Source organism: Mesorhizobium sp. L2C066B000, from assembly GCF_000502335.1.
Classification (GTDB): Bacteria; Pseudomonadota; Alphaproteobacteria; order Rhizobiales; family Rhizobiaceae; genus Mesorhizobium.
In genome coordinates this window covers 1,233,168-1,250,149 of record NZ_AYWZ01000001.1, presented here as the reverse complement: position 1 = coordinate 1,250,149, position 16,982 = coordinate 1,233,168, and the positions used below count along the sequence as shown (strand labels likewise).

Genomic DNA, 16,982 nt, shown 5'->3' with positions numbered 1-16,982 from the left:
AATGGCGCGCAGTTGCCGGCGCGCCCTAAGAATCACTGATAGGAAACCAGCGTTGCGCCATTTTCATGGCTGAAATCTGGCTTCACGCCAAGCATGGCGGCTGCCCGCCTGATGATGTTTCCGGCCATGACACCCGCATTGTTGGCGGCGACGTCGGTCATCCCGGGCTTTTCCGGGTGCGGAGCGTCAGCGATCGTAAACACCAGATATTGCGGATCGTCCATCGGGAAGGCAGCGACGAAGGTGTTGAAATTCAGTTCCTTCGAGTAGCGGCCATTGATGACCTTCTCGGCGGTTCCGGTCTTGCCGCCAACGCGGTAGCCGGGGGCCCTGGCGTTTCTGGCCGAGCCTTTCTCAGCATTGAGCGTGTAGAGGTAGCGCATGCCCTCCACAGTCTTTTCGCTGACCACTCTCTTGGCCACCGCCATGGCATCCTGCTCGCTGCGGACCAGGAAAGTCGGCGGGATCAAATAGCCCTGCATCAGCGCCGCGCAGCCGACGGCGGCCTGCAGCGGCGTCGTCGACACGCCATGGCCGAAGGCGATGGTGAAGGAGTTGACCTGTTTCCAGACCTTCGGTTCGGTCGGGCGCGCGACCTCAGGCAGTTCGGTCTGCATCCTGTCCAGAAGGCCAAGGCGATGCAGGAATTCGCGGTGCCCCTCGATGCCGACCATTTCGGCCTCACGCGCCGATCCGATGTTGGAGGAGTAAAGGAACACCTCCGGCAATGACAGCACGCGGTTCTTGCCGTGGAAATCGTGAATGGCCTGATGGCCGACCCGGATCGGATGCGAGGCGTCGAAACGGCTGTTCATGTTCGCCTTGCCGGAATCGAGCGCCATGGCCGAGGTAAAGCTCTTGAAGGTCGAGCCCATCTCGTAGAGGCCGGCCGACATGCGGTTCAGGCGGTCCTTGTCCTGCGCATTGAAGGGATTGTTCGGATCGAAATCCGGCACCGAGGCCATCGCCACCACTTCGCCGGTCTTGATGTTGAGCACGACGGCGCCGGCGCCCATGGCGCGATAGCGCTCGAGGCCGGCGGCAATCTCGTCGCGCACCACATGCTGGACGCGCAGGTCGATCGACAGCTGAACCGGCTTCAGATCCTTGGCGATCGCCAAGCCTGAGGCCTGCAGGTCGCTCAGGCCCTGCTCGTCAATGTACTTCTCCATGCCGGAGATGCCCTGATTGTCGATGTTGGTGAGGCCGACAATGTAGGACGAGGTCACGCCGGCAGGATAGAAGCGGCGCTTTTCGGTGCGAAAGCCGATTCCGGGAATGCCGAGCTGCATGATGTCGGCCTGCTGCTTGGGCGTCAGCTGCCGCTGCAGCCAGACGAAGCCGGCGCCGCTCTTCAGCTTGTGATAGGTCTGCTCGGGGTCGATATCTGGCAGAATGGTCGACAGCTTTTCGATCGCCTCGTCGGCATCGACGATGCGGCGCGGCTCGGCAAACAGCGATGCCGTCTTGATGTCGGTCGCCAGCACCTCGCCGTTGCGGTCGACGATGTCGGGACGCGACGCTGTCACCCGGCTTTGCGGCCCATTCGACATGTCGGGGGACTGGAAACCGAGATAGACCAGCCGCCCGGCGATGGTCGAATAGATGCCGAAGAACACCGCCATCGTCATCACGATGCGGGTCTTGGCCTTGCCGCCGGTCGCCTTGCGAGCGCCTTCGACCACGATGGAGCCGTCCTCGCCGGTCCGTGCGCGGCGCTTCAGCAATTTGCCGACCGACGGAAGTTTGGCGCGCATTGGAAATCCAGCGATCATTGGACGATGGCTCCGGTGACCACGGGATCCTTGTCGGCTGGTCCTTTGCCGGAATTGTCGGCCATGCCGCCAAGCCGTTGCGACGACAGGTCCTCGATGTTGAGCGGTTTTGCCGGCAGGTCGTCGAGCCCGACGATCTGCCGCGCATTGACCGGCTCGAGTGCGAGCTGCGATTTGTAGATTTCAGCCAGCTTCTGCAGGCGCGACGGCTGGGTCAGCAGGCTCCAGTCGGCCTTGAGCAGGTCGATCGTGTCCTCCTCATAGCGGATCTGCGCCTCGATCTTCTGCACCGAAGCCAGCTGTTCCTCGGCCTCGCGCTTGGCCTTGTAGGTCAGGGCCGCGGCCGAGACCATGACGGCGATCAGGACTATGTCGCTGGTTCGAAACACGTATTCACCTCTCTCGCGGCGCCTGGATGCCGGGAAGCTTTGGAAGGCCGAAAATGGTGAGATCACCGGCGCGCGCCGGCGCCTCGGTGCGGATGGCGGTACGCAGCCTGGCCGAGCGCGCCCGCGGATTGGCAGCGACCTCGGCATCGCCTGCCGTCACGCCGCCACCAGCCTTGCGGAAGGTCGCAGTGCGCGCGTGCGCCTCGGGCAAATGACGTGAGCCGGTGGCGACGTCGGCGCGGTCGGCGATGAAGCGCTTGACGATGCGGTCTTCCAGCGAATGGAACGTCACCACCGCAAGCCGCCCGCCGGGCTTCAATACCCGCTCGGAAGCCATTAGGGCTTTGGCCAATTCGCCCAGCTCGTCATTGACGAAAATGCGCAGCGCCTGGAAGACGCGGGTGGCCGGATGAATCTTGTCCTTCGGCGCGCGGCCGATATGCGTTTCGATGGCGTCGGCGAGATCGAGCGTGCGCTCGAACGGACGTTTTTCGCGGCGTGACTCGATCATGCGGGCAATGCGGCCGGCATTCCGCTCTTCGCCGAGGAAGCCGAAGATGCGGGCAAGGTCGCCTATCTTGAACGAATTGACGACGTCGGCAGCACTCAAGCCCGCCTGCGCCATGCGCATGTCGAGCGGCCCGTCGGTGCGGAACGAAAAGCCGCGCTCGGGCTGGTCGACCTGCATGGAGGAAATGCCGATGTCGAGGACAACGCCGTCGGCGCTTTCGACCTGCTCGTCCAGCGTCGAAAATGGCGCCTGCACCAGCCTTAGCCTGCCGCCGGATTGCTGTTCCAGGCCGCGCCCGGCAGCAATCGCATCGGGATCGCGATCGATCGCCACCACCGAGGCGCCGCTCGCCAGGATCGCCTTGGTGTAGCCGCCGGCGCCAAAAGTGCCGTCGACGATCACATCGCCGGCTTTGGGTGAGAGCGCCTCCAGCACTTCGGCGAGGAGGACCGGAATGTGGCGGACCGGTCCGCCAACGGCGCTGAGATCATCGCCGTGATCCGCCATCATTCCGGCCGCTCCCCAGCCTTGGCCTCGTGAGCCTTCGTCCCCTGCCGAAGCTGCAAAAGCCGAGCGCGCGCCTGCGCCCCATAGGCGGCCAGCCGTCCAGGCTCCCAAACTTGAAAGAAATTGCCACGGCCGACAAAGGCCACTTCGCTCGTGATGCCCGTATGCTCGCGGATGAAATCGCTCATCGTGATGCGGCCATCCTGATCGAGCTTCAGGAACGTCCCGTCGCCATGGCAGAAGAACGACATATCGTCCGCCGTCTGCAAAAAAGGGTCTTCCAGCGCGATGCGCTGCTCGTAGCGGTCGAGCAGATCGAGCCCGCCGACATCCATCGCAGGCACGTCCAGGCCGCGCAGCGCATAGAGTTCGGAATAGCCGCGCTTCTGCACGACCGCGCGGAAATGCGCCGGAACGGAGACCCGCCCCTTCGCATCGATCCTGTTCACCGCGCTTGACAGAAACCGGTCCATGACACGCTGCAGCCGCTTCCGCCGCCGCACCCCTCTCCATGTTTTCGTCCGCGCCGAAGCGCGTCCCCTGCCGAAATCCGCTTCGATCCCAGCGGCAAAACCCCGCAAACGCACAGCCGCCGCGGCTGCCCGATTGGCGTACGCTTTACCCTGACGCGGAACGAAGGCTTTGGTATCGAAATGGGATATCATGGGGCACTATGGGCGTCAACGGGAACAGGCTTCACAAACGCGCGCGCCACAACCGGTGAGAGCAGCTCTGACAACACTCCCGTCTTTATCTCCCATTAAGCCTAACGAACCGTTTAGAGCGGGCTGGCCCAAGCGGAAGCGGCTTGCCGCGCATCACTGCCGCGAATAGCGTCGTCAGTCTTTTCGCTGAGCAACAAGGTCAGAAATCCATGTCCGAAACAGCCAGGTCCCGCGCGGCCTCCCTTGCCCATCTGCGTCGCGACGGACTTGTCAAAGGCGACCCCATCCCATTGCCGCTGACCATGGCCGCTATTTTCCACAACCCGGGCGCCGGCGCCGGCTACAGTCAGTACGGCCGTTACAGCAACGCCACCTGGGATGCGGTCGAGCACATGCTGGCGCATCTGGAAGACGCGCCATGCGTCGGCTTCCCATCCGGAATGGCGGCAATCTCGGCGGTGTTTTTCGGCCTGTTGAAATCCGGCGATCGCGTGCTTTTGCCTTCGGACGGCTACCATGCTACACGCGCGCTGGCCGACCGTTTCCTCAAGCCCTTCGGCGTCGCCTATGATCTGCGGCCGACATCGACCTTTCTCGATGGCGGCTCTGACGGCTACCGCCTTGTCTACGTTGAAACCCCGTCGAATCCGCGATTGGACATTTGCGACATCACAGCGGTCGCCGAGGCCGCGCACCAAGCGGGCGCGATCGTCGTCGTCGACAACACCACGATGACGCCGTTCGGCCAGCGCCCGCTCGATCTCGGCGCCGACATCGTCGTTGCTGCCGACACCAAGGCGGCCAACGGGCATTCCGACGTGCTGTTCGGCCATGTCGCCAGCCGCAATCCAGACATCATCGCGGACGTCACCGGCTGGCGCGAGACCGCGGGCGGCATTCCCGGCCCGTTCGAGGCTTGGCTGGTGCATCGCGGCCTGGAGACGCTGGAGGTACGCTTCGACCGCATGTGTTCTTCTGCCGAGGTGATCGCGAAGCGCCTGAAAAACCATCGCGCCGTTAGCGGCTTGCGCTACCCCGGGCTGGAGGGCGACCCGTCGCACAACCTCGCCCGGGCGCAGATGGAGCGCTTCGGCTTCCTCATGTCCTTCGAACTCCTCTCCCAGGAAAAGGCCGAGGATTTCATCAACAACTGCACGCTGATGCAGGCGGCAACGTCGTTCGGGGGTGTCCACACCTCCGCCGAGCGGCGGGCCAAGCGAGGAGATTCGGTTCCGCCCGGCTTCGTGCGCCTGTCGGTGGGCTGCGAGCCGGTGGAAGAACTCTGGCAGGCGATCGAGGCATCGCTGGACAACATCGGCATCTGAGCTGGCGGTTAGATCACCAAGTCGTCGGCGCCAATATCGCGCCTGCCGTGCAAAACGCGGACGATCTCGATCGCGTCTTCGCCCATGCGATACAGAGTGACATATTCGCCGACGATCAGATGACGAATGCCGGGCGCGATATCATCGCGCGGCGCACCTGAGAACGGGTGCAAGGTGAGCGGTGTCCAGCGCCTCTCCAAGCCGTCCACAAGGCGCATGGCTCCCTTTGGGCTATGTTCCGCAATGTAGTCACCGATGCCTTCGACATCTGATATCGCCTGAGGAAGCAGCCGATATTTCACTCTTCCGAGCCTGCAGCTTCCGACATCCGCTGATATTTGGCTCGCAGCCGGTCCATGAAGGGCTGGCCGTCCACCGCCGGTCCGCTGTCGATCCCCTCCTGAACCAGCCTGCGCAATTCCTCGACCGTGTAGCCGAGAAGATCGCGGCGGTCTTTCCATTGCCGCAGCGCATCACGGATGACTTCGCTGGCCGAGGCATATTCGCCGGCGGCCACGACATCGTCGACCGCCGCCGCCAGTTCCGGCGAAAGCGTGATGCTGCGTTTGTCGACGTGACCCATGATGCGCTCCTGATCAACCATGACAATCATGGTACGATTAAATCGTACCAGCTTCAAGGATGCGTTTGTCTCGACCCCAGCATGCGTACTTGATTCAATCGCTCAAGCACCTGAATCGCCAGCTGCGCCCGAAGGCGCAGACTGCTGATCCAAAGGATTAATCGCGATATGGGGGAGAAATTGCCAGCTGGCCTGTAAGCCGGGTTTTGTATGGCCCTCGCCCCTTTCGGGGCGAGAACGTGGCGGCCATTCATCTTGGGCGCATGTTGCCATGCGCCTCACGCAACCTACCCGGACGGTGAGCCGGAAACAGCCCTCGAAGGTTTCCCCTCGCACCGTCCCTATTCGGTCTTGCTCCCGGTGGGGTTTACCGTGCCGCTCCTGTTGCCAGTCGCGCGGTGGGCTCTTACCCCACCCTTTCACCCTTGCCCCGATAAATCGTGGCGGTTTGCTTTCTGTGGCACTTTCCCTGGGGTCGCCCCCGCCGGCCATTAACCGGCACCGTGTCTCCATGGAGCCCGGACTTTCCTCACCCGCAGCCTTTCGGCTTTGCGGGTGCGGCCGCCCGGCCAGCTGGCAGAGCGTATAAAGGGGTTCACGTTCCAAAACGCAAATGAAAAAGCAGACTTATGCCGGCGATCCCAATGCCGCCAACTGCACCTTGACCTTGCCGCAATAGGCCGCCGACACCGGGTTCATCCGCGTCGCGGCATGGCCGGCATTGTATTTCAGGATCGTGCCGCAGGTGGTGCCGCCGCCGAGATTGCGCGCCATGGCAAGGTACTTCATGCCGTATTTGATGTTGGTGTCGGGATCGAACAGACCCTTGGCCGAGCCGCTATACCCCATCATCCGCGCCGTTGCCGGCTTGATCTGCATCAGGCCGATTTCACCCGCGCTGCCGACGATGTTCGGCCGGTAGTTGCTCTCGATCTTGATGACCGCCTGGGCCAGCGACACCGGCACGCCTTCGGCCGCAGCATAGCGGGCAATGATTGCCGAATACTGGTCGCCAAGCGCGGCTGCCGCAGTCGACTCCGCAGCGGTGCTTGGGCGGATCGATGCGGTCGTCGTCAGGTCGACGCTCTTCCTGTTGCGCTTAAAATGCCTCTTGGCCGTGGCTTTTCTGGCCTTCACCACGGCTGCTTTGCGCACATTCGCGGTGGTTGCTCTTTTTGCTTTCGGGTTTGCTTTCGTCATGGTGGCCTTGGCGGGTGCGGCGATGAAGCCCTGGTCTGCCCTCTGGCTCAGTGGTGCGGCATCGGCCGTGCTGAAGGTAAAAGTCATTACGCCGGCAGCAATAGCTGCCGTTACAACGGTCAATTTCTGCATGTGGTCCTGTTCTGTTTGGCCGCGCGAAGATCTCACGCAGCAACGCCTAATCAATATCGGAGCATCCGGGGGGCTGGAGGTCCGATAACTTGCACGAACTGCCTTTGAGGGCGGAATTTGTGTCGAACAAGGCGAGGCAATTCACTTTCAGTGACAGGCTGTAACTTGAATATCAGGAAAAGACTATTTAGACGCAACTGACCTAAGGGAAGTCAGCAGGCTTTGCAGCGTGCTAGACGTAGAGCCGTCGGCGACGCCATCCACCAGGCGTGGTCGGAAATGCCGCTGAAAAGCTTCGACGACGATTTCGGTCTGGCGGTCGAAGACACCTGATATCTCGACGCCATAGCCATAGAGCGCCAGCATCGACTGCAGTGCCTCGACCTCGGCGCCGGTATCGCCGGCTTTCAGCACCGCGCCGCGCCGGACCGGCGCCGCAGGCACGAGATGGCCGACCCCGGCCGCAAACAGCGCATTCCAGGGGAATTTCTCGCCCGGGTCGATCTTGCGCCCCGGCGCGATGTCGGAATGGGCAAGCACCCTTTGCGCCGTAATGGGATGGCGTTCGATGATACCAAGGCAAAGCCCGATCACCGCTTCCACCTGCCGCTTGGGAAAGGCCGAATAGCCGAGCGAATGGCCGGGATTGACGATTTCGATGCCGACCGAACAGGAGTTGATGTCGCGACGACCGAACCAGGAACTTGCACCGGCATGCCAGGCGCGGTCGCTTTCGCGCACCATCTGGATGATGCGGCCATCCTCATGGACGAGGTAGTGCGACGAGACTTCGCTTGCGGGGTTGCACAACCAGGCTTCCGCGGCCGCACCAGTCGCCATGCCGGTATAGTGCAGCACGATCATGTCGGGCCTGAGCGTTTCGCGCCGCGGGCCGAAATTCGGCGATACCCTGACCTCCGCGCTTGGCTCGTCGGGCGAGAAGCCGGTCATGCGTGCCTGAGGCCCCGCTCGATCATTTCATAGGCCGCGTTGATCGCCGCGACCCTGGTCGTTGCAATCTTGATGAATTCCTGCGGCAGGCCGCGCGCGATCAGCCGGTCCGGATGATTGTCGGAGACCAGCTTGCGGTATCGCTTCCTGACCTCCTCGAACGGCTTGCCGCGCTCAATGCCGAGCACGATATAGGGATCGCCGGCGCCGAGATTGACGTGCCTGGCCAGGATGGCTTCGTAGTGCACCTCGTCGATGCGGAAAATCTCGGCAATACGGTGCAGGAAAATCCCTTCGCGCTCATGCACCAGCCCATCCGCCTTGGCGATATGGAACAGACCGTCGAGTATGTCTTCCAGCATGACGCAGTTCGAATGGCCCGAGCCGCACATCTGCGCCATACTCTCGGCATAGGTCTCGAACCCGGCGACGTCGCGCTTGGCCAGATCGTAAAGCCGCGCCACATTGCGGGTCTGTTCTCGCGGCACCTCAAATATTTCCTGGAACGCGCGAACCTCGTCCTGGGTGACGATGCCATCGGCCTTGGCCATCTTGGCTGACAGCGCAATCATCGCCACAGAGAAGGCAACGCGCCGGCGCAGATCAGCGTCACCCGAGAAAACCGTGCGCACGGCCTCGACCACATCGGCGACGCCGGACGTGGCTGAAGATGAAACGCGGGTGATGAAGTCGCCGAGGCGATCCCAAATCGACATGAGCGCTTATTAGGGCCGCCGGCCATTGCTATCAAGCCAAGACAGCGCCGCAGAGGGGATCGAATTTACGCAAGCAACCGACGCGCCAGATCCCAAACCGTAGGAAAGAGCCGGTTCAAGGCCCTTGAGCCCCGAATCGACCTAAACGCAGGAAGGCCGGCGCGAAGCCGGCCTCCTCTCTCGTCACGTCAAAGTGACCGGGACTGCTGCTACTGCGCGGGGGCAGGAGCAGGTGTTGCCGGAGCCGGTTCTGCAGGCTTCGGTGCATCCGGCGTCGCCGGCTTCATGGGCTCGGCGGCTGGCGGATTGGTGCTCTGGGTGGTGGTGTTATCCGTACCGCTGTCGCTGCAGGCGGCAACGCCGAACAGGGCCAGGGCGGAAACGGAAGCAAGAATGAGCTTTTTCATGACATCTCTCCTTCAACACACGCTCACGTTGCGGTGAACGGTCGAAGGCAAAATGCATCAAACGGCCATGAGTTTCGTAACGTTGCGTTTCCTGATGTAACATCCGCGCACTACCGATTGCGGGCCGGGCGATGCCGAACTAACAGTCTGGACCCAAATGCAATGCCGGAGTTCTGCGTGGACAAGAAATGGGATTTTTGGATCGACCGCGGCGGCACCTTCACCGACGTGATCGGACGTGATCCGCAAGGCGGTATGCATCCTAGGAAATTCCTGTCGGAAAATCCCGAAGCCTATCCCGATGCGGCCCTAGCCGGCATCCGCGAGCTTTTGGGGCTGAAATCCGGCACCGCTATTCCTCCGGGCCTGGTCGGTGACGTCAAGATGGGTACCACCGTTGCCACGAATGCGCTGCTGGAGCGCAAGGGCGACCGTGTGCTTTTGCTCATCACCAAGGGCTTTCGCGATGCGCTGAAGATCGCCTATCAGGCGCGGCCAGACATCTTCGCCAAGGAGATCATCCTTCCGGAACAGCTCTACGAGCGGGTCATCGAGATCGACGAACGCGTGCGCGCCAATGGCGATGTCGAGCGCTTGCTCGACATCGCCGCCTGCCGCCCCGCCATCGAACAGGCGAAGGCTGACGGGATCGATGCGGTGGCCATCGTCTTCATGCATGCCTGGAAATATCCCGACCACGAGAAGGCGGTGGCGAAAGTCTGCCGCAAGATCGGGTTCAGCCAAGTCTCGGTCAGCCATGAGGTCTCGCCGCTGATCAAGCTGGTCGGCCGCGGCGACACCACCGTGGTCGATGCCTATCTGTCGCCGATCCTGTCGCGGTATGTGCAAAGGGTAGCGGGAGAACTGGGCGCGACGTCAATCTCCCCACTTGTGGGGGGTGAGGAGCGGTCGGCCAAAGGCCGAGAAAAAGCCGACGATTTGGCTTTTTCAGCGACGAACGCCCGGAGCCATAGCGAAGGGCAGTCCGCAAAGCGGCCAGAGGGGGTCCTCTCGGAAGGCACCGCCAATGCGCTGAGCCCCGTCGATCCAACCCCACCCGGCGGCTCCGCCGCCACCCTCCCCTCGAGGGGGAGGGAAAACCCTCGCCTGATGTTCATGATGTCGTCGGGCGGGCTCACTGCCGCCGATATGTTCCAGGGCAAGGACGCGCTGCTGTCCGGCCCGGCCGGCGGCGTCGTCGGCATGGTCGAGACGGCGAAACTCGCCGGCTTCGAGAAAGTCATCGGCTTCGACATGGGCGGCACCTCCACCGATGTCGCCCATTTTGACGGCGAGTATGAGCGCGCCTTCGACACCGAGGTCGCCGGGGTGCGCATCCGCGCGCCGATGATGCGCATCCATACCGTCGCCGCCGGCGGCGGCTCGATCCTGCATTACGAAGCCGGCCGTTTCCGCGCCGGGCCGGATTCCGCCGGCGCCAATCCTGGCCCCGCCGCCTACCGGCGCGGCGGCCCGCTGGCCGTCACCGACGCCAATGTCATGCTGGGCAAGCTGCAGCCCGATTTCTTCCCGGCAATTTTCGGCCCAGGCCAGGACCAGCCGCTGGACGTCGCCGCCGTGCATAAAAAATTCGCTGCGCTCGCCGCCGAAATCGGCGATGGCCGCACGCCGGAAGCCGTCGCCGAAGGGTTCGTTACCATCGCGGTGGAAAACATGGCCAATGCTATCAAGAAGATCTCCGTGCAGCGCGGCTACGATGTCACCGAATATCTCTTGAACTGTTTTGGCGGCGCCGGCGGCCAGCATGCCTGCCTGGTTGCCGACGCGCTCGGCATGGAGGCGGTACTGATCCACCCCTTCTCCGGTCTGCTCTCAGCCTATGGTATCGGCCTGTCGTCGGTTTTCGCGTCGCGCCAGCAGGCGCTCCTGAAGCCGCTTGCCGAAGAATCCAGGACCCAGATCGGCAGCCTCATCGGCACGTTGAAAAAAGCCGTCATCGCCGAATTGGCAGCGCAAGGCATCGCCGAGGACAAGATTGCGGCAAAGCCGGTGCTGCACATCCGCTATGACGGCACCGACACCACGCTGCCGGTGAATTTCGAAGGCGACTCGATCTTCCAGGCCAGGCGCGATTTCGAAATCGCCCACAAGGCGCAGTTCGGGTTCGTCTATGATGACAAGCCGATGATCGTCGAGACCGTTGGCGTGGAAGGCGCCGAGATCGTCGAGACCACGGCCGAAGCCGTTGCGCCCGCCGGACCGGCAATGGTTGAAGCGGGTGCGTCGGGAACGCGGCGCATCTACACCGAGGGCCGCTGGCATGAGGCCGGCATCCATCGCCGCGAAAACCTGCGCCCATCCAATCTGGTCCCAGGCCCCGCTTTGATCATCGAGCCGAACCAGACCATCGTCNCCATCGTCGTCGAGCCGGGCTGGCAGGCCGAAATCACCAACCTCAATCACGTCGTCATTCGCCGCACGGAACGGAAAGTTCGCACGGCTGCCCTCGGCACCGAAGCCGATCCGGTGATGCTGGAGGTCTTCAACAACCTCTTCATGTCGATCGCCGAGCAGATGGGCGTCACGCTGCAGAACACCGCCTATTCCGTCAACATCAAGGAAAGGCTGGACTTTTCCTGCGCCGTTTTCGACCGTCATGGCGCGCTGGTCGCCAACGCGCCGCACATGCCGGTGCATCTCGGCTCCATGGACCGCTCGGTCGAAACCATTATCCGGCTGAACTCCGGCGACATCCATCCCGGCGACGTCTTTGCGCTGAACGCCCCCTACAATGGCGGCACGCATTTGCCTGATATCACCGTGGTGACGCCGGTGTTTTCCCTCCCCCTTGAGGGGAGGGTGGCCGCGCAGCGGCCGGGTGGGGTCCTCTCAGAAGGCACCACAAGAGCGTCGAGCACTGCCGCAACGACCCCCTCCGGCGGCTCCGCCGCCACCTCCCCCTCAAGGGGGGAGGAAGTAATCTTCTACGTAGCCTCGCGCGGCCACCATGCCGACATTGGCGGCACGGCTCCCGGCTCGATGACGCCGCTTGCCACCACGGTCGACGAGGAAGGCGTGCTGTTCGACAATTTCCGGGTCGTCGATCGTGGAAAATTCCGCGAGTCGGAGTTGCAAACGCTGCTCACCGACCACGCCTACCCCGCCCGCAACCCGCACCAGAACATCGCCGACCTCAAGGCGCAGATCGCCGCGAACGAAAAGGGCGTGGCGGAATTGCGCAAGATGGTCACCCATTTCGGCCTCGATGTCGTCGAAGCCTATATGGGCCATGTCCAGGACAACGCCGCCGAAAGCGTGCGCCGCGTGCTGGAGCGGCTGCCCGATAGTTCTGAGTACGAATACCCGACCGACACCAGCCAGGTGATCAAGGTGAAGATTACCGTCGATCGGCAAAAGCGCGAGGCGACCGTGGACTTCACCGGCACCTCGAAGGTCGAGAAGAACAATTTCAATGCGCCCGAGCCCGTCGCCCGCGCAGCCGTGCTCTATGCCTTCCGTGTCATGGTCGAGGACATGATCCCGATGAATGCCGGCTGCTTGCGGCCGATCAACATCATCATCCCCGACGGCTCGATGCTGAAGCCCGCCTACCCCGCTGCCGTCGTCGCCGGCAATGTCGAGACCTCGCAGCATGTGACCAACGCCCTGTTCGGCGCCATGGGAGCCATGGCCAATGCGCAAGGCACGATGAACAACCTGACCTTCGGCAACAAGCAGTACCAGTATTACGAGACCATCTGCTCCGGTTCGCCGGCCGGACAGATGAACTCCGGCCGTGGCTTTGCCGGCACATCCGGCGTCCACACCCACATGACCAATTCGCGCCTCACCGACCCTGAGGTGCTGGAACTGCGCTTTCCCGTTTTGCTTGAGGATTTCCACATTCGCGAGGGCTCCGGCGGCAAAGGCAAATGGGATGCCGGTGACGGCACCAGGCGCACCATCCGTTTCCTCGAAAAGATGGAATGCGCCATCCTGTCCTCGCACCGCAACCGCCCGCCGCAAGGCCTCGATGGCGGCAGTGACGGCGAGGTCGGCTCGACCAAGGTCCGCCGCAACGACGGCAGCGTCGAGACGCTGAAGGCCTGCGACCAGACCGTGCTCGACGCCGGCGACGCCGTTATCCTGACGACGCCGACACCGGGGGGATTTGGCAAGGCCTGAACTCGCGTCAACAGGCTGTCACCCGCCTGTCATGCCCCTGAGTTACCCGTTTGCGGCAAAGCAATGGGGAATCACTTTGCCATGACGGACGTCTCCTCGGATCTCGTTTTTCGCCGCGGCAAGGAAGTTGGAAAGGCCGTCTACCAGAACCGCCCGCTGTCGAAGGCCGGCATCTCGGAGCGGCTGTTCGCGCTGCTGTTTTCCGGCCTTGTCTATCCGCAGATCTGGGAAGACCCTGAAGTCGACATGGAGGCCATGCAGCTTGGCCAGGGCCACCGCGTCGTCACCATAGCGTCGGGCGGCTGCAACATCCTCGCCTACCTCACCCGCTCGCCTGAACGCGTCGATGCGGTCGACCTCAACGCCGCCCACATCGCCTTGAACCGGATGAAGCTGGAGGCGGTGCGGCATCTGCCCTCGCAGGGCGATCTGTTCCGTTTCTTCGGCGCCGCCGACACCAACCACAATTCGCAAGCCTATGACCGCTTCATCGCGCCGCATCTCGACCCGGTCAGCCGCCACTATTGGGAGCGTCGCAGCTGGCGCGGCCGCCGGCGCATCACCGTCTTCGACCGCAATTTCTACCAGACCGGCCTGCTCGGCCTGTTCATCGCCATGGGCCACCGCATCGCCAAATTCTTCGGCGTCGATCCCGCCGGTATCATGGCGTCGAAGAGCCTCGCCGACCAGCGCCGCTTCTTCAACGAAGAGCTGGCGCGGGTCTTCGACAAGAAGCTGTTGCGCTGGGCTACCTCGCGCAAGGCTTCGCTGTTCGGCCTCGGCATTCCGCCGGCGCAGTACGATTCGCTGATCACCTCGGGCGATGGTTCGATGGCCAGCGTGCTGAAGGCCCGGCTGGAAAAGCTCGCTTGCGATTTTCCGCTGAAGAACAACTACTTCGCTTGGCAAGCCTTCGCCCGTCGCTATCCCAATCCGGGTGAGGCCGCCCTGCCCGCCTATCTAGAAGAGGCCAACTACAAGGCGATCCGCAACAATGTCGATCGCGTCGGCATCCACCACGCCAATCTGATCGAATTTCTGGCCGGCAAGGACGCAAGCACCGTCGACCGTTTCGTCCTGCTCGACGCGCAGGACTGGATGACGGACGACCAGCTCAATGCCCTTTGGTCGGAGATCACCCGCACCGCCTCGGTCGGCGCCCGAGTCATCTTCCGTACCGCCGCCGAGCCCAGCCTGCTGCCGGGCCGCGTCGCGACCTCCCTGCTCGACCAGTGGACCTACGAGGACGAGGCCTCGCGCGACTGTTCGGCCCGCGACCGCTCTGCGATTTATGGCGGCTTCCACCTCTATGTGAAGCGCGCGGCATGAGCGCGAGCGGGCTGCCGGCCGACCATGCCGAACTGATGGACGGCGTCTACCGCTGGCAGCGCCACATCTACGACCTGACCCGCAAATACTATCTGCTTGGCCGCGACCAGATGATAGTCGGGCTGGATGTGCCGGCGAATGGCAGAGTGCTCGAACTCGGTTGCGGCACCGGCCGCAACATCGCGCTTGTGGCCCGCCACTATCCCGACGCCCGCCTCTACGGCCTGGACATCTCGGCCGAGATGCTGGAGACCGCCGGTAAGGCGATCGGCCGCGAAGGCCTGTCCGGCCGCGTCGTGCTGGCGCGCGGCGACGCCACCGATTTCGACGCCAAGACGCTGTTCGGCGTCGAGCGCTTGGACCGCATCTTCGTGTCCTATTCGCTGTCGATGATCCCCGGTTGGGAAAAGACGGTTTCAGCAGCCCTTGCGGCACTCGCGCCCGGCGGCTCGCTGCATGTCGTCGATTTCGGCCAGCAGGAAGGCTTGCCCAACTGGTTCCGGACATTGCTGCGCGGCTGGCTCAAGAAATTCCATGTCACGCCACGTGAATCATTGCGCGAAGTCTTGGAATCGGAATCTCGGCGAACCGGCGCAAGCTTCCGTTTCCGCACGCTTTACCGCGGCTATACCTGGCTGGCGGTCGTCAAGATCGCGCACTCTTACCTCCCCCTCGATGGGGGAGGTCGCGCCGAGGGCGCGGGTGGCCAGGCACCCCGCCCCGGCGCTACGCGCCGACCCTCCCCATCAAGGGGAGGGTAAAGGGAGCTAGCGCAGTGCCTTCATCAGCGCGCCGACCATCACCTGCGGCCGGTAGCCGAGCTTGGCCGGCGTCAACCCCAGCCGCACCACCACCAGTTGCTCCGACGGGATGATGGCGACCGTCTGGCCGTCATGGCCCTCCATCCAGTAGGTATCGTTGGGCAGGCCGGCGGCGACGCCGGCGCCGGGATTTCCTTCGTCCCCCGGGGCTTCGATCCAAAGTTGCCCCTTGCCGTAGACTTTCGAGGCCGGTGCCGGTTCGCGCATCCAGTCGACGAAACCGGCCGGCAGGATCTGGTTGCCGTTCCAGACGCCGCCCTGCAGCAGGAATTGGCCGAACCGCGCCCAGTCACGCCCCGTGGCATAGAGGTAGGATGAGCCGACAAAGGTACCCTCCTCGTCGGTTTCGAGCACCGCGCTTTGCATGCCGAGCGGCCCGAACAGCGCTGCCCTTGGCCACATCAGCGCCTTGTCCTTGTCGCCGATAGCATCCTGCCACAGCCGCGACAGCATCACCGCCGTGCCGCTCGAATAGGAAAAGACCTTGCCGACGTCGCCGGTCAGCGGCTTGGCCTCGGCGAAGCCCGCCATATCCGGTTCGAGGTAGAGCATGCGCGTCACATCGGCAACGTCGCCATAATCCTCGTTGAACTCGAGTCCGCTCGACATCGCCATCATATCGGCAAGGCTGATGGCGGCGCGGCCGTCCGCCTTCCATGAGCCGAACAGGCCCTGATTGGTCACCGCCATCTTGCCGTCCTTGACCAGCGTGCCGACGAGCGCGGCGTTGACTGTCTTGGTCATCGACCAGCCCAGCAGCGGCGTTTTCGCCGAAAAGCCGTCGCCATAACGCTCCGCAACAATGCGGCCATTTTTGACCACCACCACGGCGCGCATGCCGATGCCGGTCATCGCCGCACCGTCGAGGATCTTGTTGATTTCGGGATTTTGCGAGGCATCGACTCGATCTCCCTCGGGCCACAGATCGCCCTTGGTGGCCGCCGACGCCTCGGCAGAGATTGACGTGCGCCGTGCCTTGCCGACGTCGCCATCGGGAACCGAGGCGCAACCCAGGCCGGCGCGCGCAACGGCAACGCTCTTGCCGAGGAAGCCAAGCAGCCCGGCCGAGACGGTCCCCCTGTTCTTGTCGACCGACACCTTCATCAGCCTGAGCAGCGGATGGCCGGGCGCCTGCACGTCGATGGCCAGCACCTCATTGGGATCACGGCCGGCGATAAAAACATTCGAGCAGACAATCTTGGCGGAATAGCCGGAACCGACGCGGATCAGGTCGGGCGGAGCGACGTAGAGCCAGGCAAACAGCGCGGCTATCGCCAGCACGACCAGGCCGAGCAGCCATTTGATGATCTTCACGGCGATCCGCATCTTTCCGTCCCTGCTTTTCGGCTGCCCGTGGCTTGCGGCCCGATTTATGTCATCGATTTGCCGCCATTGCTTCCGCAAAATCGGTGTTCTTGTCGAGCGCCGTCAACCTGTTATCAACCATGATCGGCGATCACTGGTGCATGTCGCCCAAAAGTGCGCAGCGGTTTTGGAACAACGACATGCACGAAAATAGCGTATC

At 63.1% G+C, this 16,982-nt stretch carries 15 protein-coding genes and 1 other RNA gene; 4 read left to right on the top strand and 12 right to left on the bottom strand.

Annotated features, from left to right (window positions below; genetic code table 11):
- Positions 1 to 32: 32 nt before the first annotated feature.
- The 4 genes from X733_RS160135 to mraZ are packed head-to-tail and all read right to left on the bottom strand — an operon-like array spanning position 33 to position 3,655.
- Positions 33 to 1,757: a penicillin-binding protein 2 gene (locus tag X733_RS160135; protein WP_023682141.1), complete on the bottom strand. Its 1,725-nt coding sequence runs from the start codon at positions 1,755 to 1,757 to the stop codon at positions 33 to 35.
- 14 nt (positions 1,758 to 1,771) lie between these two features.
- On the bottom strand, positions 1,772 to 2,164 hold the full coding sequence (locus tag X733_RS160140; protein ID WP_023682142.1) for a hypothetical protein: 393 nt from the start codon (positions 2,162 to 2,164) through the stop codon (positions 1,772 to 1,774).
- Between the two features lie 4 nt (positions 2,165 to 2,168).
- On the bottom strand, positions 2,169 to 3,185 hold the full coding sequence (gene rsmH / locus X733_RS160145) for a 16S rRNA (cytosine(1402)-N(4))-methyltransferase RsmH (protein ID WP_023714771.1): 1,017 nt from the start codon (positions 3,183 to 3,185) through the stop codon (positions 2,169 to 2,171).
- On the bottom strand, positions 3,182 to 3,655 hold the full coding sequence (mraZ, locus tag X733_RS160150; RefSeq protein WP_023682144.1) for a division/cell wall cluster transcriptional repressor MraZ: 474 nt from the start codon (positions 3,653 to 3,655) through the stop codon (positions 3,182 to 3,184). Before mraZ ends, rsmH begins: the two co-directional genes overlap by 4 nt.
- Positions 3,656 to 4,056: 401 nt before the next feature.
- On the opposite strand from mraZ, the gene X733_RS160155 reads away from it, so the two are divergent.
- Positions 4,057 to 5,172: a cystathionine gamma-lyase gene (locus X733_RS160155; RefSeq protein ID WP_023817947.1), complete on the top strand. Its 1,116-nt coding sequence runs from the start codon at positions 4,057 to 4,059 to the stop codon at positions 5,170 to 5,172.
- Between the two features lie 8 nt (positions 5,173 to 5,180).
- On the opposite strand, the gene X733_RS160160 is transcribed toward X733_RS160155, so the two are convergent.
- The 7 genes from X733_RS160160 to X733_RS160185 form a co-directional block, all read right to left on the bottom strand.
- Positions 5,181 to 5,474 carry a type II toxin-antitoxin system RelE/ParE family toxin gene (locus X733_RS160160; RefSeq protein WP_031193079.1) on the bottom strand — a complete coding sequence of 98 codons (294 nt, stop codon included), beginning with the start codon at positions 5,472 to 5,474 and terminating at the stop codon, positions 5,181 to 5,183.
- Positions 5,471 to 5,755: a type II toxin-antitoxin system ParD family antitoxin gene (locus X733_RS160165; protein WP_023688026.1), complete on the bottom strand. Its 285-nt coding sequence runs from the start codon at positions 5,753 to 5,755 to the stop codon at positions 5,471 to 5,473. The genes X733_RS160160 and X733_RS160165 overlap by 4 nt, the downstream gene beginning before the upstream one ends.
- A gap of 179 nt (positions 5,756 to 5,934) precedes the next feature.
- Positions 5,935 to 6,332, bottom strand: an RNA gene (gene rnpB / locus X733_RS1000000167080) — RNase P RNA component class A.
- 50 nt (positions 6,333 to 6,382) lie between these two features.
- A complete protein-coding gene (locus X733_RS160170; RefSeq protein WP_023705555.1) occupies positions 6,383 to 7,087 on the bottom strand; it encodes a transglycosylase SLT domain-containing protein in 705 nt (234 codons plus the stop codon).
- Positions 7,088 to 7,270: 183 nt separating this feature from the next.
- Positions 7,271 to 8,038 carry an N-acetylmuramoyl-L-alanine amidase gene (locus X733_RS160175; protein ID WP_023817945.1) on the bottom strand — a complete coding sequence of 256 codons (768 nt, stop codon included), beginning with the start codon at positions 8,036 to 8,038 and terminating at the stop codon, positions 7,271 to 7,273.
- Complete coding sequence (locus X733_RS160180; RefSeq protein WP_023699613.1) at positions 8,035 to 8,754, bottom strand: DnaJ family molecular chaperone; 720 nt, start codon at positions 8,752 to 8,754, stop codon at positions 8,035 to 8,037. Before X733_RS160180 ends, X733_RS160175 begins: the two co-directional genes overlap by 4 nt.
- Positions 8,755 to 8,963: 209 nt before the next feature.
- Positions 8,964 to 9,161: a hypothetical protein gene (locus X733_RS160185; protein WP_023668260.1), complete on the bottom strand. Its 198-nt coding sequence runs from the start codon at positions 9,159 to 9,161 to the stop codon at positions 8,964 to 8,966.
- A 177-nt stretch (positions 9,162 to 9,338) separates the two neighbouring features.
- Between X733_RS160185 and X733_RS160190 the strand changes: the two genes are divergently transcribed.
- The 3 genes from X733_RS160190 (at position 9,339) to X733_RS160200 (ending at position 15,397) form a co-directional block, all read left to right on the top strand.
- Positions 9,339 to 13,307, top strand: a complete 3,969-nt coding sequence (locus X733_RS160190; protein ID WP_023817944.1) for a hydantoinase B/oxoprolinase family protein — start codon at positions 9,339 to 9,341, stop codon at positions 13,305 to 13,307.
- A gap of 81 nt (positions 13,308 to 13,388) precedes the next feature.
- The gene (locus tag X733_RS160195) at positions 13,389 to 14,636 is read left to right on the top strand and encodes a DUF3419 family protein (protein WP_023817943.1); all 1,248 of its coding nucleotides are present in this window, start codon (positions 13,389 to 13,391) and stop codon (positions 14,634 to 14,636) included.
- The gene (locus X733_RS160200; protein WP_023817942.1) at positions 14,633 to 15,397 is read left to right on the top strand and encodes a class I SAM-dependent methyltransferase; all 765 of its coding nucleotides are present in this window, start codon (positions 14,633 to 14,635) and stop codon (positions 15,395 to 15,397) included. Before X733_RS160195 ends, X733_RS160200 begins: the two co-directional genes overlap by 4 nt.
- 6 nt (positions 15,398 to 15,403) lie before the next feature.
- Here X733_RS160200 and X733_RS160205 read toward each other — a convergent pair whose 3' ends face one another.
- The gene (locus X733_RS160205) at positions 15,404 to 16,783 is read right to left on the bottom strand and encodes a serine hydrolase (protein WP_023817941.1); all 1,380 of its coding nucleotides are present in this window, start codon (positions 16,781 to 16,783) and stop codon (positions 15,404 to 15,406) included.
- Between the last annotated feature and the right edge of the window lie 199 nt (positions 16,784 to 16,982).